Origin of the sequence: Mycolicibacterium frederiksbergense, assembly GCF_012223425.1 — a bacterium.
GTDB lineage: Bacteria > Actinomycetota > Actinomycetes > Mycobacteriales > Mycobacteriaceae > Mycobacterium > Mycobacterium frederiksbergense.
Genome location: NZ_CP038799.1, coordinates 4,372,359 through 4,389,147, shown reverse-complemented (window position 1 = coordinate 4,389,147; position 16,789 = coordinate 4,372,359). Strand labels below are relative to the sequence as shown.

At 66.8% G+C, this 16,789-nt stretch carries 20 protein-coding genes; 13 read left to right on the top strand and 7 right to left on the bottom strand.

Annotation, left to right across the window (positions count from 1 at the left end; all coding sequences use genetic code 11):
* Position 1 precedes the first annotated feature (1 nt).
* The 6 genes from EXE63_RS24360 to EXE63_RS24335 all read left to right on the top strand — a co-directional run bounded on the left by EXE63_RS24360 (position 2) and on the right by EXE63_RS24335 (position 5,760).
* Positions 2–1,660, top strand: coding sequence for a thiolase C-terminal domain-containing protein (locus EXE63_RS24360; protein ID WP_168144052.1), 1,659 nt, complete (start codon positions 2–4; stop codon positions 1,658–1,660).
* Between the two features lie 71 nt (positions 1,661–1,731).
* A complete protein-coding gene (locus EXE63_RS24355) occupies positions 1,732–2,607 on the top strand; it encodes an alpha/beta hydrolase (RefSeq protein ID WP_168144051.1) in 876 nt (291 codons plus the stop codon).
* Positions 2,607–3,425, top strand: a complete 819-nt coding sequence (locus tag EXE63_RS24350) for an NAD(P)-dependent oxidoreductase (protein ID WP_168144050.1) — start codon at positions 2,607–2,609, stop codon at positions 3,423–3,425. Before EXE63_RS24355 ends, EXE63_RS24350 begins: the two co-directional genes overlap by 1 nt.
* 31 nt (positions 3,426–3,456) lie before the next feature.
* Positions 3,457–4,245, top strand: a complete 789-nt coding sequence (locus tag EXE63_RS24345) for an NAD(P)-dependent oxidoreductase (protein ID WP_234904254.1) — start codon at positions 3,457–3,459, stop codon at positions 4,243–4,245.
* A 118-nt stretch (positions 4,246–4,363) separates the two neighbouring features.
* Positions 4,364–5,569, top strand: coding sequence for a cytochrome P450 (locus EXE63_RS24340; RefSeq protein WP_168144048.1), 1,206 nt, complete (start codon positions 4,364–4,366; stop codon positions 5,567–5,569).
* A complete protein-coding gene (locus EXE63_RS24335) occupies positions 5,566–5,760 on the top strand; it encodes a ferredoxin (RefSeq protein ID WP_168144047.1) in 195 nt (64 codons plus the stop codon). Before EXE63_RS24340 ends, EXE63_RS24335 begins: the two co-directional genes overlap by 4 nt.
* Positions 5,761–5,838: 78 nt before the next feature.
* Here the strand turns inward: EXE63_RS24335 and EXE63_RS24330 are convergent, their stop codons facing one another.
* The 3 genes from EXE63_RS24330 to EXE63_RS24320 are packed head-to-tail and all read right to left on the bottom strand — an operon-like array spanning position 5,839 to position 7,621.
* A complete protein-coding gene (locus EXE63_RS24330; RefSeq protein WP_105366451.1) occupies positions 5,839–6,123 on the bottom strand; it encodes a DUF1330 domain-containing protein in 285 nt (94 codons plus the stop codon).
* 35 nt (positions 6,124–6,158) lie between these two features.
* Positions 6,159–6,347, bottom strand: a complete 189-nt coding sequence (locus tag EXE63_RS24325; RefSeq protein ID WP_149442535.1) for a ferredoxin — start codon at positions 6,345–6,347, stop codon at positions 6,159–6,161.
* The gene (locus EXE63_RS24320; RefSeq protein ID WP_168144046.1) at positions 6,344–7,621 is read right to left on the bottom strand and encodes a cytochrome P450; all 1,278 of its coding nucleotides are present in this window, start codon (positions 7,619–7,621) and stop codon (positions 6,344–6,346) included. The genes EXE63_RS24325 and EXE63_RS24320 overlap by 4 nt, the downstream gene beginning before the upstream one ends.
* Before the next feature lie 236 nt (positions 7,622–7,857).
* Here EXE63_RS24320 and EXE63_RS24315 point away from each other — a divergent pair, with 236 nt between their 5' ends.
* Positions 7,858–8,643 carry an emopamil-binding protein gene (locus EXE63_RS24315; RefSeq protein WP_168144045.1) on the top strand — a complete coding sequence of 262 codons (786 nt, stop codon included), beginning with the start codon at positions 7,858–7,860 and terminating at the stop codon, positions 8,641–8,643.
* On the opposite strand, the gene EXE63_RS24310 is transcribed toward EXE63_RS24315, so the two are convergent.
* A complete protein-coding gene (locus tag EXE63_RS24310) occupies positions 8,644–8,817 on the bottom strand; it encodes a hypothetical protein (RefSeq protein WP_168144044.1) in 174 nt (57 codons plus the stop codon).
* Positions 8,818–8,885: 68 nt separating this feature from the next.
* Between EXE63_RS24310 and EXE63_RS24305 the strand changes: the two genes are divergently transcribed.
* From EXE63_RS24305 to EXE63_RS24290, 4 genes are read left to right on the top strand one after another with little or no spacing between them, the layout of a single operon-like run.
* Positions 8,886–9,545: a TetR/AcrR family transcriptional regulator gene (locus tag EXE63_RS24305; RefSeq protein WP_168144043.1), complete on the top strand. Its 660-nt coding sequence runs from the start codon at positions 8,886–8,888 to the stop codon at positions 9,543–9,545.
* Positions 9,545–10,846, top strand: coding sequence for an acyl-CoA dehydrogenase family protein (locus tag EXE63_RS24300; RefSeq protein WP_168144042.1), 1,302 nt, complete (start codon positions 9,545–9,547; stop codon positions 10,844–10,846). The genes EXE63_RS24305 and EXE63_RS24300 overlap by 1 nt, the downstream gene beginning before the upstream one ends.
* A 38-nt stretch (positions 10,847–10,884) precedes the next feature.
* Positions 10,885–11,868 carry a phosphotransferase family protein gene (locus EXE63_RS24295; protein ID WP_168145748.1) on the top strand — a complete coding sequence of 328 codons (984 nt, stop codon included), beginning with the start codon at positions 10,885–10,887 and terminating at the stop codon, positions 11,866–11,868.
* Positions 11,865–12,830, top strand: coding sequence for an NADPH:quinone oxidoreductase family protein (locus EXE63_RS24290; RefSeq protein ID WP_168144041.1), 966 nt, complete (start codon positions 11,865–11,867; stop codon positions 12,828–12,830). Before EXE63_RS24295 ends, EXE63_RS24290 begins: the two co-directional genes overlap by 4 nt.
* 7 nt (positions 12,831–12,837) lie before the next feature.
* Here EXE63_RS24290 and EXE63_RS24285 read toward each other — a convergent pair whose 3' ends face one another.
* Positions 12,838–13,194 (bottom strand): limonene-1,2-epoxide hydrolase family protein, encoded by a 357-nt coding sequence (locus EXE63_RS24285; RefSeq protein ID WP_168144040.1) that lies wholly within the window; start codon positions 13,192–13,194, stop codon positions 12,838–12,840.
* Positions 13,195–13,360: 166 nt separating this feature from the next.
* On the opposite strand from EXE63_RS24285, the gene EXE63_RS24280 reads away from it, so the two are divergent.
* Both EXE63_RS24280 and EXE63_RS24275 read left to right on the top strand, forming a co-directional pair.
* Positions 13,361–14,548, top strand: coding sequence for a cytochrome P450 (locus EXE63_RS24280; protein ID WP_168144039.1), 1,188 nt, complete (start codon positions 13,361–13,363; stop codon positions 14,546–14,548).
* Positions 14,549–14,561: 13 nt separating this feature from the next.
* Positions 14,562–15,509: a TIGR03564 family F420-dependent LLM class oxidoreductase gene (locus EXE63_RS24275; protein WP_168144038.1), complete on the top strand. Its 948-nt coding sequence runs from the start codon at positions 14,562–14,564 to the stop codon at positions 15,507–15,509.
* A 10-nt stretch (positions 15,510–15,519) separates the two neighbouring features.
* Here the strand turns inward: EXE63_RS24275 and EXE63_RS24270 are convergent, their stop codons facing one another.
* Positions 15,520–16,023, bottom strand: a complete 504-nt coding sequence (locus EXE63_RS24270) for a hypothetical protein (RefSeq protein WP_168144037.1) — start codon at positions 16,021–16,023, stop codon at positions 15,520–15,522.
* Positions 16,020–16,664, bottom strand: a complete 645-nt coding sequence (locus EXE63_RS24265) for a TetR/AcrR family transcriptional regulator (RefSeq protein ID WP_168144036.1) — start codon at positions 16,662–16,664, stop codon at positions 16,020–16,022. The genes EXE63_RS24270 and EXE63_RS24265 overlap by 4 nt, the downstream gene beginning before the upstream one ends.
* Positions 16,665–16,789: the final 125 nt, after the last annotated feature.

The window sequence follows — 16,789 nt, the reverse complement described above, 5'->3', positions numbered from 1 at the left end:
CTTGTCCGCCATACCCGGCCGGCCACTGCCCCAACTCACGGTGCAGAACGAGTTCTTCTGGACTTCGGGCGCTGACGGACAGTTACGCATCCAGGAGTGCCAGGCCTGCAAGGCGCTGATCCATCCGCCGGCACCCATCTGCCGGTACTGCCGCAGCCATGACCTGGGCGTGCGGGTCGTGTCGGGACGGGCCACGCTATCGGGCTTCAGCGTCAACCACCGCTTCGGCTTTCCCGATCTGCCCCCGCCGTATGTCATCGCCGAGGTCGCCATCCTGGAGGACCCCCGGGTCCGGCTGACCACCAACATCGTCGACTGCGATGCCGACGCCCTGGAGATCGGCCAGCCCGTCGAGGTGGCCTTCCAGCATGTCGATGATGTCTGGCTGCCGGTGTTCATCCCGGCGAGTGACCCCGACGCCGAGACGGCGCTGCCCGAAGACCTGATCCCGCCAACGGATTTCGCCAAGCACGTGCGGCCGATGCTGGGGGTTGAGAAGTTCGAGGACAAGGCGGCCATCACCGGCATCGGCGCATCCCGGCTCGGGCGGCGACTGATGGCGGCGCCGCTGTCGCTGACCATCGAGGCGTGCGAGGCCGCCGTCGCCGACGCCGGTCTGACCTTCGACGATATCGACGGACTGTCCACCTATCCGGGGTTGGACATCGCCGGCATGGGCGAAGGCGGTGTCAGCGCGCTCGAGGGCGCGCTCGGTCTGCGGCCGACCTGGATCAACGGCGGCATGGACACGTTCGGCCCCGGCGGATCGGTCATCGCCGCGATGATGGCCGTCGCCACCGGGATGGCCCGCCACGTGCTGTGCTTCCGGACGCTGTGGGAGGCCACCTTCCAGCAGCTGATGAAGGAAGGCAAGATGTCCCCGCCGGGCGGCGCCCGCGCTAACGGCTGGCAACAGCCCTTCGGCGGTATCTCGGCGGCGCACACGTTGGCGCAGAACGCCTCCCGGCACTTCCATCGCTACGGCACCACCCGCGAGACGCTCGGCTGGATCGCGCTGAACCAGCGCGCCAACGCCGCGCTCAACCCGACGGCCATCTACCGCGACCCGATGACCATGGACGACTATCTGTCCGCGCGGATGATCACCACCCCGTTCGGGCTGTATGACTGCGATGTGCCGTGCGACGGTGCGGTCGCCGTCATCGTCTCGGCCGTCGACCTGGCACGCGACCTGCCGCAGAAACCCATCCGGGTCGAGGCCGTCGGCACCCAGATCATCGAACGCCTCGACTGGGATCAGACCACACTGACCCACGAACCGCAGGTGCTCGGCCAGTCCGCGCACCTGTGGTCGCGAACGTCCTTGCGGCCCAGCGACGTCGACGTCGCCGAGCTCTATGACGGCTTCACCTTCAACTGTCTTTCCTGGCTGGAGGCGCTCGGCTTCTGCGGTATCGGTGAGGCCAAGGATTTCCTGGACGGCGGTCACGCCATCGCCCGTGACGGCGTCATCCCACTGAACACCCACGGCGGTCAGCTCTCGCACGGCCGGACCCACGGAATGGGGCTCATCCATGAGGCCGTCACCCAACTGCGCGGGCACGCCGGTGAACGTCAGGTCGCCGATGCCAAGGTCGCGGTGGCCAGCAGCGGCGGGCTGACCCCCAGTGGTGTGCTGCTGCTGCGGACCGATGACTAGTTGCGAAGGCGAGCGGGAGTGAGGATCGCAGCGAGGTACGAGCGAGGACCGGAGCGAGCGGGAGCCGAGCAATGATTCAGCCACGGCCCCGGGTGGTGATGATCGGCGCCGTGCCGATGTCCGCCCTGGTCGCCGAAGTCCCCGAGCCACGCGCGGTGATCGTCGCCATCCACGGCGGCGCGACAACGTCGGCATACTTCGACTGCCCCGGTCGCCCCGACCTCTCGTTGCTGCGGACCGCGGCGGCACACGGCTACACCGCGATCGCCCTGGACCGTCCTGGTTACGGTGCGTCGGCGCTGTACCAGGACACCATGGCTGAGCCGGCCGCCCGGGTCGCGCTCGTCTCCGGCGCGGTGGACAAGATCCTGGCCGGCGGCCCGCGTGGGGCGGGCATCTTCGTCTTCGCTCATTCACTGGGATGCGAACTGGCACTGCGGATGACGGTCGCCGACGCCGGCGCAATCGGCGTCGAGCTCGCCGGGACCGGTCTGCGCTACAGTCCCGACGCCAAGGAGATCCTCAGCCAGGCGACGTTGACACGCCGGCCAGCCGGACTGCGGGAACTGTTGTGGGAGCCCGCGGAACTGTATCCGGCCGAGGTGCTGACCGGCGCGCTGTCCGCGCCGGGTGTCGCCTACGAGGGTCCGGTGACCGCCAACTGGTCGCGCCGGGACTTCCCGGAACTGGCCGCCGCGGTGCGAGTGCCCGTCCAGTACACCGCGGCCGAGCACGAACGCGTCTGGGACACCTCGGCATCGGCACTGGCCGATATCGCCGGCCTGTTCGTCACTGCGCCAAGGGTTTCGGTCCACGAAATGCCGGATAGCGGGCACAATCTCAGCGTCGGACTGTCGGCGCAGATCTACCACCTTCGGGTGTTGTCATTTGTCGAAGAATGTATCGCCGCCGGAGCCGGTGGCGCCGAAGAAGCGGAGGCTGGTTGATGCGCGTTGGATTCATCGGACTGGGTAGTCAGGGTGGGCCGATGGCCCGCCGCATCGTCGAGGGCGGCTTCGAACTGACACTGTGGGCCCGTCGCGCCGCGTCGCTGGAGCCCTATGCGGACACCGCGGCCAAGACGGCGGGTACGCCGTCCGAACTGGGCGCCGCAAGTGATCTGGTGTGTCTGTGCGTCGTCGGCGACGACGATGTCCGCGAGGTGATCTCCGGCGAGCACGGTGTGCTGGCCGGACTGGCTCCCGGCGGCATCATCGCCATCCACAGCACCGTGCACCCAGACACCTGTGCCGAGATCGCGGAAATGGCCGCCGCCAAGGGCGTCACGGTGATCGATGCCCCGGTCAGTGGTGGCGGCCCCGCCGTCGAAGCGGGCACCCTGCTGGTCATGATCGGCGGCGACGAAGCCGATGCGGAAAAGGTACGTCCGGTGTTCGCCACCTACGCCGATCCCATCGTGCATCTGGGCCCACTGGGCAGCGGACAGGTCGCCAAGATCCTGAACAACCTGCTGTTCACCGCGAACCTCGGTGCCGCGATGAGCGCGCTGGCACTCGGCGAATCCCTCGGGGTGCCTCGAGAACGCCTGTGCGAGGTCGTCACCCGCGGTTCGGCCACCAGCAAGGCCTTGAGCAGTATCGCCGCGTTCGGCGGCAGCCTGGACAACCTCGCCCCGATCGCCGGTGCGCTGTTGCAGAAGGATTGCCGGCACGCCGCGACGCTCGCCGGTAAGGCATCGGCACCCGAAGGCGCGGTGTTCGACGCCGCCGACGCCGCGCTGGCGCTCATGGACCACCCGCGCTGATGTGCACCGGCGTGCAGAAGCGACTCGATTGATGCGCGTCGGCGTCATCGGCGCGGGCCGGATGGGCGCACCGATGGTGCGCCGTCTCGCCGAGGCCGGACACCAGGTGCGCGTCCTCGGCCGCACCGAGGAGAAACGCCGGGCCGTCGCGGAACTGGGCGCCACCCCGGTCGCCGATGCCGCCCAGGTCGCCGACGGCGCCGAGGCGGTGGTCATCTGCCTGTTCACCGACGAGCAGGTGCGCACGGTCGTCGACACCGCGCTGCTGGCGGCGGTGCCGGCCGGGGCCGTCCTGATCGTGCACACCACCGGCAGCCCGCGCACCGTCGAGCACCTGAGGGCGCTGGCACCTCATCTTGATGTGGTGGACGCCCCGGTCAGCGGCGGTCCGCACGATATCGCCGCCGGTCAGGTCACGCTGTTCGTCGGCGGCCCCGACGATGCGGTGCGGCGGGCGCAGCCGGTGCTGACCGCCTACGGCAGCCCGGTCCTGCACGTCGGGGCACTCGGGGCGGGCCAGAAGGTCAAGCTGATCAACAACACGCTTTTCGCCGCGCAGATCGGCCTGTTGGCCGAAGCGGCCCAACTGGCCGACAGCCTGGGGCTGGCGGAATCCGCCTTGCTGGAGGCGCTGCCGCACGGCAGCGGTGCCAGCCGGGCGCTGGACAATGTGGCGCGTGCCGGTTCGACCGCCGCATTCGTCGCCGCCGTCGGCGAATTCATCGGCAAGGACGTCGCGGTGATCCGGCAGACGGTGGCCGAACTCGGCACCGACCTCGGCGCGCTGAACGCCGTGGTCGACGCCGGACTGGGACGCTGAGTTCGGCCCCAAATTGCCTGTTTCACAATCCTGTCGACGGGACTACTGTTAGCGTTACAGTTTCACAGCCTTCCGTAACGCTTCGGGTGAGCGCGCCACCCTGGAGGAGGACCACAATATGACCACCGCGGAACTCGTGTTCGACCCGTTCTCTGACGAGTACTTCAACAACCCGTTCGAGATCTACCGGCGGATGCGTACCGAAGCACCGCTCTACTACTGCCCCGACCGGGATTTCTACGCCCTCACCCGGCACGAGGACGTCTCCGCCGCGCTCAAGGACCACGAGGCGTTCTCCTCATCGCGTGGCTGCGATCTGGCGATGGTGCAGGCCGACGAGCCCCCGCAGAAGTCCATCATCTTCATGGACCCGCCCGATCACCGGCACATGCGCAGCCTGCTCAACAAGGCCTTCACCCCGCGGGCCGTGCAGGCCCAGCGCGACACCATCGTCGAACAGATCGACCACTACCTCGGCCTGATCACCTCCGATGACTTCGACATCGTGCAGGACTTCTCCGGCCCCTTCCCGGTCGAGGTGATCACCCGGATGGCCGGCGTGGAACCCGACTATCGCCAGATGGTGCGGCACTGGATCGACACCAGCCTGTCCCGCGAACCCGGGCAGGTCGGTACTTCCGAGGCCGGCATGCAGGCCAACATGGACACCGCGATCTACTACTACTCGCTGGTGCAGAAGCGCCGGGAGAACCCGACCGACGACATGATCAGCCGTCTCATCGCCGCCGAGATCCCGCGCGAGGACGGCCGCCTGGACAAACTCGACGACATCGAGATCACCGGTTTCGCGACCCTGCTGGGTGGGGCCGGCGCGGAAACGGTCACCAAGCTGATCGGCACCGCGATGGTGCTCTTCGCGCGCAATCCCGAGCAGTGGCAGAAGCTGCTCGACAACAGAGACCTGGTACCCGCCGCCGTCGAGGAGCTGCTGCGCTACGAGGGACCGGTGCAGTACAACGTGCGCTACACGCTCAAGGAGGCACGCGTGCCCAGCGGCGTGATCCCGGCGGGCAAGGCAGTCTTCCTGCTCAGCGCCGCGGCCAATCGTGACACCGATGCGTTCACCGATGCCGACAAGTTCGATATCGAACGCGACCGTACCGAGGCGCAGAACCTGGGCCTCGGTTACGGGATCCACAGTTGTCTGGGTGCGGCGCTGGCGCGGATGGAGAGCGTGATCGCGCTGGAGAAGCTGCTCGATTTCATGCCCCGCTACGAGGTGAAATGGGATGGGCTGCAGCGGGTTCACATGCAGAACGTGGCCGGATACTCACACGTGCCGGTGCGAAGGCTGCCGTCATGAGCAAGATCGAAGTGGATTTCGGCCTCTGCGAGAGCAACGGCGTCTGCATGGGCATCATCCCTGAGGTGTTCGACCTCGACGACGATGACTACCTGCACGTGCTCACCGAGGACGTCACCCCGGAAAATGAGCAGCAGGTGCGTGAATCCGTGCGCCAGTGCCCCCGGCAGGCGATCGCCATCGTCGAGTAATTTCCTCGCGCGAGCAGACACATATGGCCCCAAAAGTAAGCACTTTTGGGGCCATATGTGTCTGCTCGCGCAGAAAGGCTAGAAGCCCGAGATGATCACTCCGTTGCACTCGGCCGCGGCCTGGCGCAGCTTCGCGGCCTCCTGGTAGGCGTCGGAGTAGTACCACTCCTTGGCCGCCTCGACCGACTCGAATTCCAGTAGCACGGTCTGGGTGCCGTGCCACTGCCCCTCCAGCGACTCGACCACGGGGCTGAAGGCCAGCACCTTCGCGGTGCTCATCGTCTGGCTGGCCAGCTTGCCGTACTCGGCCATCCCGGCCGGGTCCTTGATATCTTCGGTGATGATCACATAACCCTTGGGCACAGTTTCGAATCTCCTTGTTGGTGAAGCGGATTGAATCAGATCTCGTGAATCGCGTTCTCGGGGCAGCACTGGATCGCCTCGTGCACAGCCGCTTCGTGTTCGGCCGGCACCTCGCCGGGAGCAGCGACCGCCCATCCGTCATCGGAGAGGTCGAACACCTCGGGGCACAGCGTCAGGCACATCCCGTGCCCGGCGCAGCGGTCCTCGTCGACGCCGACCCTCATGTGACGTCGAACTCCAGGTGCAGGTGGGTGAGTCCGCGCAGGATGAAGGTCGGGATGTAGTGGTAGTCCCGATTGTCCGCCGGACCGTGCTTCTCCTCGGAGATGCGGATGTCGGTGGTGCGATCGAGCAGCCGCTCCAAGCCCACCCGGGTCTCCGCGCGGGCCAGCGGAGCGCCCGGGCAGCTGTGGATGCCGCGACCGAAAGCCAGGTGCTGGCGGGCATTCTTGCGCGCCGGGTCGAATTCGTCGGGATCCTCGAAGCGGCGCGGATCGCGGTTGGCCCCGGCGTTGACCACCATGACGGTGGTGCCCGACGGAAGTTCCTTCTCCCCCACGGTGACCGGGGTGCGTGACAGCCGGAAGTCACCCTTGACCGGGCTTTCGTGGCGCAGCGCCTCCTCGATGAAGTTGGGCAGCAGACTGCGGTCCTCGCGCACCTGCTTCTGGATGTCCGGACGGTCACCGAGCACCTTGAGCGCAGTGCCCAGCAGCCGGACGGTGGTTTCCTGACCCGCGGAGAAGACGTTGGTGGCGACACGGGCGACGTCCCCGGGGGTCGGCGTGCTGCCGTCGGGGAACAGCGCGGTCGCCATCCCGGTCATGATGTCCTCGCGCGGGTTGACCCGCCGATCCTCGATGTAGGCCTCGAACTGGGCGTAGAGGAACTCCAACGGGCTGTGCGACAGCGATTCCGCACCGGTGCTGCCGACGCCTCCGCCGGAGTTCTGCGAAATGCCGTCGACGAAGGCGTTGCGATCCTCGGGCGGGATGCCCAGCAGGTCGGCGATCACCAGCAGCGTGAACGGGCTGGCGAAGCCCTTGATGAACTCGCCCTTGCCCGGAGCCAGGAAGTCATCGAGCACCCCGTCGGCGAGTTGCCACATCGCGTCCTCGTTCTCCTTGAGGCGCTTCGGGGTGATCAGCCGCATCATCAGCGAGCGGTGGTTGGTGTGCACCGGAGGATCCAGGGTGGGCAGCTGATCGCTGAACGGCAGCTCGTCGCGGTGCTTTTCGATCAACTCGGCGACGTCGTCGCGGCCCTCCAGCGGTACCGGGAAACCCGGGAACGGACCGGTCACCGAGGTACACGAGGAGAAGGTGTCCGCGTCGTTGTAGACCGAAACCGCCTCTTCCCAGCCGGTCACCATGGTCACGCCATAGATGTCTTCGGGCTGGACCGGGCATTGGTTGCGCAACGCGTTGAAGTACGGGTAGGGATCGTCAACCAGCCGCGGGTCCTTGAACCAGTCGATGCCGGCGGGATCGATCGCCATATGCGTTGCTCCGTTCCAGGCAGTAGCAGCCACTACGAGAATGTGGCTCTCATCTATGAGTATTACATTTCCACAGCGCCGCTTCATCGTCAACGAGGGCAAACGTCTCACCGACCCGCTCAACTCACGGCGAGAGAAAACGAGATTCTCGAAATGTTGAGCGTTCGCTCAACATGCCCGCGCCGGAGGCCTATCCTCCGCTGAGGCGCACGATTCGGCAAGGACAGGATCTCGAGATGACATCGGATGTCGAGCTGCAGGTCTCGGCGGACGGCGAGCCGAACCTGGCGCGTCCGTGGGCGCCGCACCGCCGTAAGGCTTACGTCGCACTCACCGCCATCACGGCCATCGCATTCAGCATCGCGGTCGTGGGGGTCGGCACCGGACTCCTGCCGCCCACCTTCACCGTCGACGTCATCGCCAATCTCGCGTTCGGGCTGCCGGTGATCGTGTTGCCGCTGGTCTATTTCTGGACCGGACGCGGTGAGCAACGATCGCGACTGGAACGGGCCTCGGAGCTGACGATGATCTACCTGCCCTACACGGCGGGCAGCCAACTCGGCTACGAGACCATCTTTCTCATCGGCCATCCGCTGAACTGGTGGACGCCGACCACCGATCCGGGCTGGAAGTGGCTGTGGTGGCAGTACGGGCTCGCCGACACCCGGTACACCAGCGGCAACACCTGGATCTTCGGCCTCGAACTCGTCGGCGTCATCACCGGCACCATGCTCTTCATCGTGTGGATCCGGCTGATGCGCACCGATCTACCGGTCGAGGCGCGGATCAGGTGCCTGTGGCTGGCGTTCACCGGGTGCGCCATGCTGATCAGCAGCACCGCCGTGTACTTCCTGGCCGAGGTGCGGGCCGGATTCGGCGATATCGGCCAGGGCGCCTTCGGACTCTGGTTCAAGTTCATCGCCGAGAACGTGCCTTTCATGATCCTGCCGTTCTTCGCGCTCATCGCGATGCACCGCCAGATCGATTACCTGACACGACGGGCTGGCCCGCGGCCGCTCTAGTCAGTGCCGCCGGCGGCGCCACACCGCAGCGATCACGCAGGCGCCGACGGAGCTCGCGAACACGCCGAGGATGAGATGGCGGGCACCGCCGGTCAGGCCGAATGCCCACAGCTGCAACCCACCGGCGACCACCGCCAGCAATCCGAAGGCCAGCCCCGCCACCCGTAGCACCATCAGACCAGTCTGCCATTTCGATTAGTTGGACTCTGGTCAGCTTAGTTCGGACGAGGTACGGTCAGAGAATGCCCCACTCTTCGCGCAACGCGGAAGCTGACCGTGGTCAGCGCAGGGCCACATTTCAGCGGTCCAACTCACGCGAGACCAAGCGCATGCTGGTGCAGGCCGCGATGGCGCTGTGGCGCACCAACGGCTACGCCGGCACCACGGTGGCCCAGATCTGCGCCGCAGCCGGAGTCTCGAAAGCGTTGTTCTACTTCTATTTCCCTCGCAAGGAGGACGTGCTCTTCGAGGTCGGCGTGATGTCCACCCGGTCGGCGCAACGCACGGTCGCCGCTCTGCTGGACGGCGACGACTATGACATCCAGGCCGTCATCGAGGCGGCGCTGACCGATCTGGAACGTTCGATGGCCCGCAATCCCGCCGAACTGGTGATCGAGACCATCCTCGAGGGCTACCGCCACGAGCACCGGATCCTGGGCACCGCCGAAACCCCGGATCTGGACGGCGGCATGTTCACCGCACTGTTCGACCGCGCGCTCGCCGACGGGAAGCTGCCCGCCGGCACCGATACCGGCCATCTGGCCTACCTGGCCATGATGTTGGTCAGCGAGGGCGCCCGACATTGGGCCGCAGGCTCATTCGGCCGGCGTTCCTTCGTCGACGTCGTCGGCACCGATATCGCCACCCTGATCGCAGGCACCACCAGTCAAAGGAGACCGTGATGGCATGGGATTTCGAAACCGACCCGGAGTTCCAGGAGCTCCTCGACTGGGCGGACGCCTTCGTCCGCGATGAGGTCGAACCGCTGGACCTCATCTGGCCGCACCTGCAGTTCACTCCCCTGGATGATCCCCGCCGAGCCGTGGTGGATCCGCTCAAGGAGCGGGTCCGCCGAAAAGGGTTGTGGGCCACCCATCTCGGTCCGGATCTCGGCGGCCAGGGCTACGGACAGCTGAAACTGGCGCTGCTCAACGAGATCCTCGGCCGATCCCAATGGGCGCCGATCGTGTTCGGCTGTCAGGCCCCCGACACCGGTAATGCCGAGATCATCGCCCACTACGGCACACCCGACCAGAAGGAGCGCTACCTGCGGCCGCTGCTGAAGGGCGAGGTGTTCTCGTGTTACTCGATGACCGAACCGCAGGGCGGCGCGGATCCCACCCAGTTCACGACCGCCGCGGTCCGCGACGGAGACGACTGGGTGATCAACGGTCACAAGTTCTTCTCCTCGAATGCCTCGACCGCGTCGTTCCTGATCGTGATGGTGGTGACGAACCCGGATGTCAGTCCCTACCAGGGCATGTCGATGTTCCTGGTACCGACGGACACACCCGGGGTGACCATCGTGCGCAACTCGGGGCTCTACGGAGAGGCCGAGGGCGAGGGTTCGCACGCACTGATCCACTACGACAACGTCCGGGTACCGGACTCCGCCTTGCTCGGCGGGGAGGGCCAGGCGTTCGTCATCGCCCAAACCCGCCTCGGCGGCGGCCGCATCCACCACGCGATGCGCACCATCGGGCTGGCGCAGAAGGCAATGGACATGATGTGCGAACGGGTGCTGTCGCGACACACCGCCGGCAGCCTGCTCGCCGACAAACAGGTTGTGCAGGGCTACATTGCCGACTCCTACGCCCAGCTCAAACAGTTCCGGCTGATGGTGCTGTTCACCGCATGGGAGATCGACAAGCACAACGACTACAAGAAGGTCCGCAAGGACATCGCCGCAGTGAAGGTCGTCATGCCGACAGTTCTGCACGATATCGCCTGGCGGGCCATGCAGATACACGGTGCGCTCGGTGTCACCAACGAGATGCCGTTCCTCGGGATGGTGACCGGGGCCGCGGTGATGGGCCTGGCCGACGGTCCCACCGAAGTGCACAAGACCACCGTGGCCAAGCAGGTGCTGCGCGACTACACCGGCACCGAAGGGCTGTGGCCCACCGAATGGATACCCGGTAAACGGGACGCCGCGCGGGCCCGGTTCGCCGAACATCTGGAGGCCGAGGTGGGCAACCTGTGAACGCTCCGGCCATCGATGTTGCCCGCCTTGCCGATTGGATGGACGACGCCGGGCTGCCCGGCAAGGGAGCCCCGCTGCAGGCGCGTTTCCTCTCGGGCGGCACCCAGAACGTCATCTACGAACTGACCCGCGGCGACGAGCGCTGCGTCATCCGGATGCCACCGCCCGGCGCGCCCGCGGACCGCGACAAGGGCATCCTGCGCGAGTGGCGCATCATCGAGGCACTCGACGGGACCGACGTGCCGCACACCGAGGCCGTCGGCGTCTGCGACGACCCGAACGTGCTCGGCCGGCCGTTCTATCTGATGGGCTTCGTCGACGGCTGGTCCCCGATGGACCAGCACGCCCGCTGGCCCGAGCCGTTCGACAGCGATCTCAGCATCCGACCGGAACTGAGTTACCAACTGGCCGAGGGCATCGCGCTGCTCTCCAAGGTGGACTGGAAGGCCAAGGGACTGCACGACCTGGGCCGGCCCGACGGCTTCCACGAACGCCAGGTCGCCCGCTGGATCGGCTTCCTGGAGCGCATCAAACAACGCGACCTGCCGGGGCTCGACGTCGCCACGGCGTGGCTGCAGGAGCGTAAGCCGCTCGACTTCATCCCCGGCCTGATGCACGGCGACTACCAGTTCGCCAACGTCATGTACCGCCACGGCGCACCCGCCCAGCTGGCCGCGATCGTCGACTGGGAAATGGGCACGGTCGGTGACCCGAAACTCGACCTCGGCTGGATGGTGCAGAGTTGGCCGGCCGACGAGCACGACACCGCCGCGATGAGCTACGTCGACATGCGCGGCGCACCGACCCGCGATCAGGTGGTGGCACGCTATGCCGAGGTGTCCGGCCGTCAGGTCGATGATCTGGACTACTACCTGGTGCTGGCCAAGTGGAAGCTGGCCATCGTGCTGGAGCAGGGTTTTCAGCGGGCAGGCGATGACGAGAAACTGCTGGCCTTCGGCCCGGTCGTCACCGATCTGATGCGCTCGGCCGCCGAACTCGCCGAATCCAGCGACTACCGGTGAGAGCTGCGGTCTGCAGCGGGTACGGGCCGCCGGAGGTGGTGCGGGTGCAGGAGCTGCCCTCCCCCGCCCTCGCCGAGGGCCAGGTGCGGGTGCAGGTCACCGCGGCGGCGGTGAATTTCCCGGACGTGCTGCTGGTTGCCGGGAAGTACCAGGTCACGGTGCCGCCGCCGTTCGTGCCGGGCAGTGAGTTCGCCGGTGTCATCGCCGAGATATCTGGGGGCACCGGCGATTTCGCAGTGGGCGACCGGGTCACCGGGACCGCCATGTTCGGCGCCTTCGCCGAGGAGGTATGCGCAGGCATCGCCGGTGTGGCGAGGATCCCCGACGGCATCGACGCGCCCACCGCCGCCGCATCCGGCGTCGCCTTCCGGACCGCTTACCACGCGCTGCACAGCACGGCACAAATCCGGTCCGGCGACGATGTCGTGGTGCTCGGGGCCGGCGGCGGTGTCGGGTTGGCCGCGGTCGCGCTGGGCACCGCGCTCGGCGCTCGCGTCATCGCGGTGGCGTCGTCCCCCGAGAAACTCTCGGCAGCTGAACATTACGGCGCGGTGCAGGGAATCAACCACCATGGGGGGCAGCTTCGTGAGGCGCTGCGCGAGTTGCTTCCCGGCGGCGCGGCGGCGGTGATCGATCCGGTCGGCGGTGAACTATCCGAGCCCGCCCTGCGGTCCCTCAAACGCGGCGGGCGGTTCGTGACGGTCGGGTTCGCATCGGGAACCATCCCGCGCATCCCACTGAATCTGGTTCTGGTCAAGGGTATTCAGATCCTCGGGTTCCAGTTCCAAGACATCCCGGTGGACGAGTTCACCCGCAATGAGGCCGAACTGGCCGAACTGCTGGCCTCCGGTGCCGTCGCACCGCACATCGGCGCGACGTACGAACTCGCCGATACCGCCGCCGCATTACGTCATGTGGCCGACGGACGCGCGATCGGCAAGGTCATCATCACCGTCAGCTGATGGGCCGTCAGTCCTGTTTCGGCGGGTAGAAGTACTCCCGCCAGGCGGTGATCTTCTCGTCCTTCACCTCGTAGGCGCCCATGACGGGCCAGCTCATCTTCTTACCGTCCACGATCCAGTGGTCGCGCCGCTCCATCAAGACGACATCGCCGTCCACCGCGATGTGCCGAACCTCCAGATCGACGCACTGCCCGCCGGCGAAGAAGACCTTCATCATGTCGTGAATCGCCGCGCGCCCGGACAGCTTCGGCCAGTCCGGGCCGATGTCGAAGGTGGCGTCCTCGGCGAAGTGACTCATGACGTCGTCGACATCGTTGCGGGACCAGGCGGCGATCTCGTCGCGCACGATCTGTTCTGCGGTCATTGCGTCCCCCTCGGCCGGTGTTGACCCATCTTTACATTCATCATCAATAGCGTAAACCGTGCCAGAACCTTGACCGCGCCGCGATACACCTGCTAAGCAGGTGCTCAACAGAACACTCAGCCCGTTCGGAAAATTCGCACTCTTCGCCTTCCCCAAGGGAGCCCTGATGGCACAGTCGACCGCCGCCGCACCCGACCTGTACTACGACCCGTACAGCGTCGAATTGAACATGGACCCCTACGCGGTGTTCGCGCGGATCAGGGAGGAGGCGCCGCTGTACTACAACGAACAACACGACTTCTATGCGCTGAGCCGCTACGACGATGTCAACGCGGCGGTCATCGATCACGAGACGTTCATCTCGGGCCGCGGCGCCGTGCTCGAGATCATCAAGTCCGGCATGGAGATCCCACCCGGCACCTTGATTTTCGAGGACCCCCCGATCCACAACATCCACCGCAATCTGCTGTCCCGGATGTTCACCCCGCGCAAGGTTCTCGCGCTCGAACCGCAGATCCGGGAGTTCACCGCACGCTGCCTCGACCCGCTCATCGGTTCGGGCCGTTTCGATTTCGTCAACGACCTCGGCGAACAGATGCCGATGCGGGTCATCGGGATGCTGCTGGGCATTCCCGAAGACCGGCAGCAACAGATCACCGACCACGGCGAGGAGACCCTGCAGGGCGAGCGCCTGGAGGGACTGGCCACCGGAGAGGTGTTCTCCGAATTCATCGACTGGCGGGTCGAACATCCCTCGGACGACATCATGACCGACCTGCTGAACGCCGAATTCGAAGACGAGACCGGGACCCGGCGCACACTGCGCCGTGACGAATTGCTGCTATACCTGATCGTGATCGCTACCGCGGGTTCGGAAACCACCACGCGGCTGATCGGCTGGGCCGGTAAGACGCTGGCCGATCATCCCGAGCAACGTCGCGCCCTCGCGGAGAATCCCGCGCTGATACCGCAGGCGATCGAGGAGATCCTGCGCTGGGAGCCACCGGCCCTGCAGATCGCCCGCTATGTCACCCGCGACGTCGAGTACTACGGGCAGACGGTGCCCGAGGGGTCGGCGATGCTCATGCTCGTCGGCGCCGCCAATCGCGACCACCGGCGTTTCGCACCCGACGGCGATGTCTTCGACATCTTCCGCGAGCAGCGCTCGCACATGACGTTCGGTGCGGGCACACACTTCTGCATGGGCAACGCGCTGGCCCGCCTCGAGGGCCGGATCGCGCTGGAGGAGATCCTCAAACGTTTTCCGGAGTGGGAGGTCGACTGGCCGAACGCCGTGCCCTCGGAGACGGCCGCGGTGCGCGGCTGGGCCGCCATGCCCACCCTGCTGCCCTGAGCACGGGACAGCCATGCGCATCGGACTGATGGTCGGCTCGGACAGGGAACGCCTCCGGGCGGACCGGCTGGCCGGGTTGCTGTCCGATGCCGTCGCCGCGGAGTCGGCCGGCTTCCACTCGTTCTGGTTCCCGCAGGTGCCCGGGTATCTCGACGCACTGACCGCGATGGCCCTGATCGGTGTCGCCACCAGCAGCATCGAAGTCGGTACCGCGGTCGTCCCGATCCAGACGCGGCATCCGGTCATCCTGGCCCAGCAGTCTCTGACCACGCAGGCCGCCTGCGCGGGCAGGTTCACCCTGGGCATCGGCCCGTCGCATGACTGGATCATCAAGGGGCAGTTGGGCTTGCCGTATGACCGCCCGGTCGCACTGGTACGGGACTACCTCGACGTGCTGCTCGCCGGATGCGCCGGCGCGGGGAGGGTGGACGTCGACAACGCCACCTTCACCGTGCACAGCCCGGTGGACGTCACCGATCACACGGTGCCGGTACTGCTGGCCGCGCTCGGTCCGGCCATGTTGCGGATCGCGGGTGAACGCGCCGGCGGCACGATTCTGTGGATGGCGGATGAGCGGGCGATCGGCGAGCACGTCGCGCCCCGGATCAATGCCGCCGCCGAGGCCGCGGGACGGGACCGCCCGCGCGTGGTGGCCGGCGTCCCTGTCGCGCTCTGCGCGCCGGGCGATGTCGAGGACGCCCGCGCCCATGCCGGCGAGGTGCTGGGGCACGCTCATCTGTCGCCGAACTACCTGCGGTTACTCGAGCACGGTGATGCCGAGGACGTCGGCGACACCATGGCCGCCGGTGACGAAGCGGCGGTGCTGAAGGGACTGCAGCGCTACCGGGACGCGGGCGTCACCGACCTGGCCGCACGGATCGTGCCACTCGGGGCCGACGGCGCGGCGCGGCGCGCCTCCCGGGACCGCACGATGGATTTCCTCGCGTCGCTGTCCCTGTGAGGTGACGAATTCAGCTGGCGGGCACCAGGTCTGCGGCCACCGACGGACATGACATGACGCCGCACCGGAAGGCCTCGGTGCGACCGAACGGAGCGGTGTCGCCGGCGGCTGCCAGCGCCTGCGCCTTGAAGGCACGGGCGGCCGCACTCAGCTGGTGCTGGACCGAGCCGACGGTGCTGTCCAGCTCTTCGGGCCAGCTGTCGCCCCAGAGGGTCACCTCGGTGAGGCCCTGATCCAGGGCGCCGAGCACACCTTCGCGGACCCGCACATCGCTGACGAACAGCTCGGCGGCCACCGCCACCGTCTGCGGGTGGGGCCGCTCCTCCCAGAGCTGCATCGCCGTCTCCAGGTCGCCGATGTCCACCCCGAGGATCTGCAACGGACGGATGTCGTCGTCACCGGTGATCAGCACCGTGACATCCCAGCCGGCCATCGCGCGGTCGACCAGCCAGCCGCCGGCGTTGCGCACCACCTCGGCGACGGTGGGTGCGACCACGTCGAGTCGGTACCTCATATCGAACTCCTCTCGGTGGCCGGAGCGAAGTCGCGGGCCAGCGACTCCGTGTATCCCTTGAACACTGCCGCCAGCGGGATTGAAGGATCGAGTAGCCATGCTGTCTCCATTCCATTGACGAAGGCGAGAATCTCCACGGCCTTGGCGGCCGGGTCGAGGTCTGAGCGGTAACGGCCGCTGAGCTGGCCGCGCCGGATCGCGTCGGCGACGATCCCGACGGCGGCCTGCTGCCGGGCCACCAGTCGGTCGTGCAGCGGGGCGTCGGGCTGAATGTTCTCCACCAGCAGCACGGTGAAGGTTCCGACGAGTTCGGGAGCGCGGTCGAACCGCTCGGCCACCCGACCGATGTTGGCGATCAGATCACCGCCCCGGTCGGCATGGGTGTCATCGTCGAAATCGCGGGCGTCGAGCACCGCGTGCAGCAGCTGTTCTTTGGATTCGAAGTGGTGCAGCAGGCCGGCGGCGCTGACTCCGGCCTCCCTGGCGATCTGGGCCAGCGAGGTGTTGCGCCAGCCGTTTCGCGCCAGGAGGTTCTCCGCGGCAGCAAGAATGCGCTGCTTGCGGTCCTCTCCCTTGGCCAGCAGCGACTCGTAGGGCCGGGGCCCAGACGCCGCAGATATCGCTGACACCGCTCTCCTCATCACCGGGACAAACCAACCAACTGAACACACAGTAGGTTGGTTCGCGGCGTGTGACAAGGGTCTCACTTAACAAATCTTCCGACAGGTGTCACGTGCCTGGTCAGAGCGCCGGCACCACACGTCGC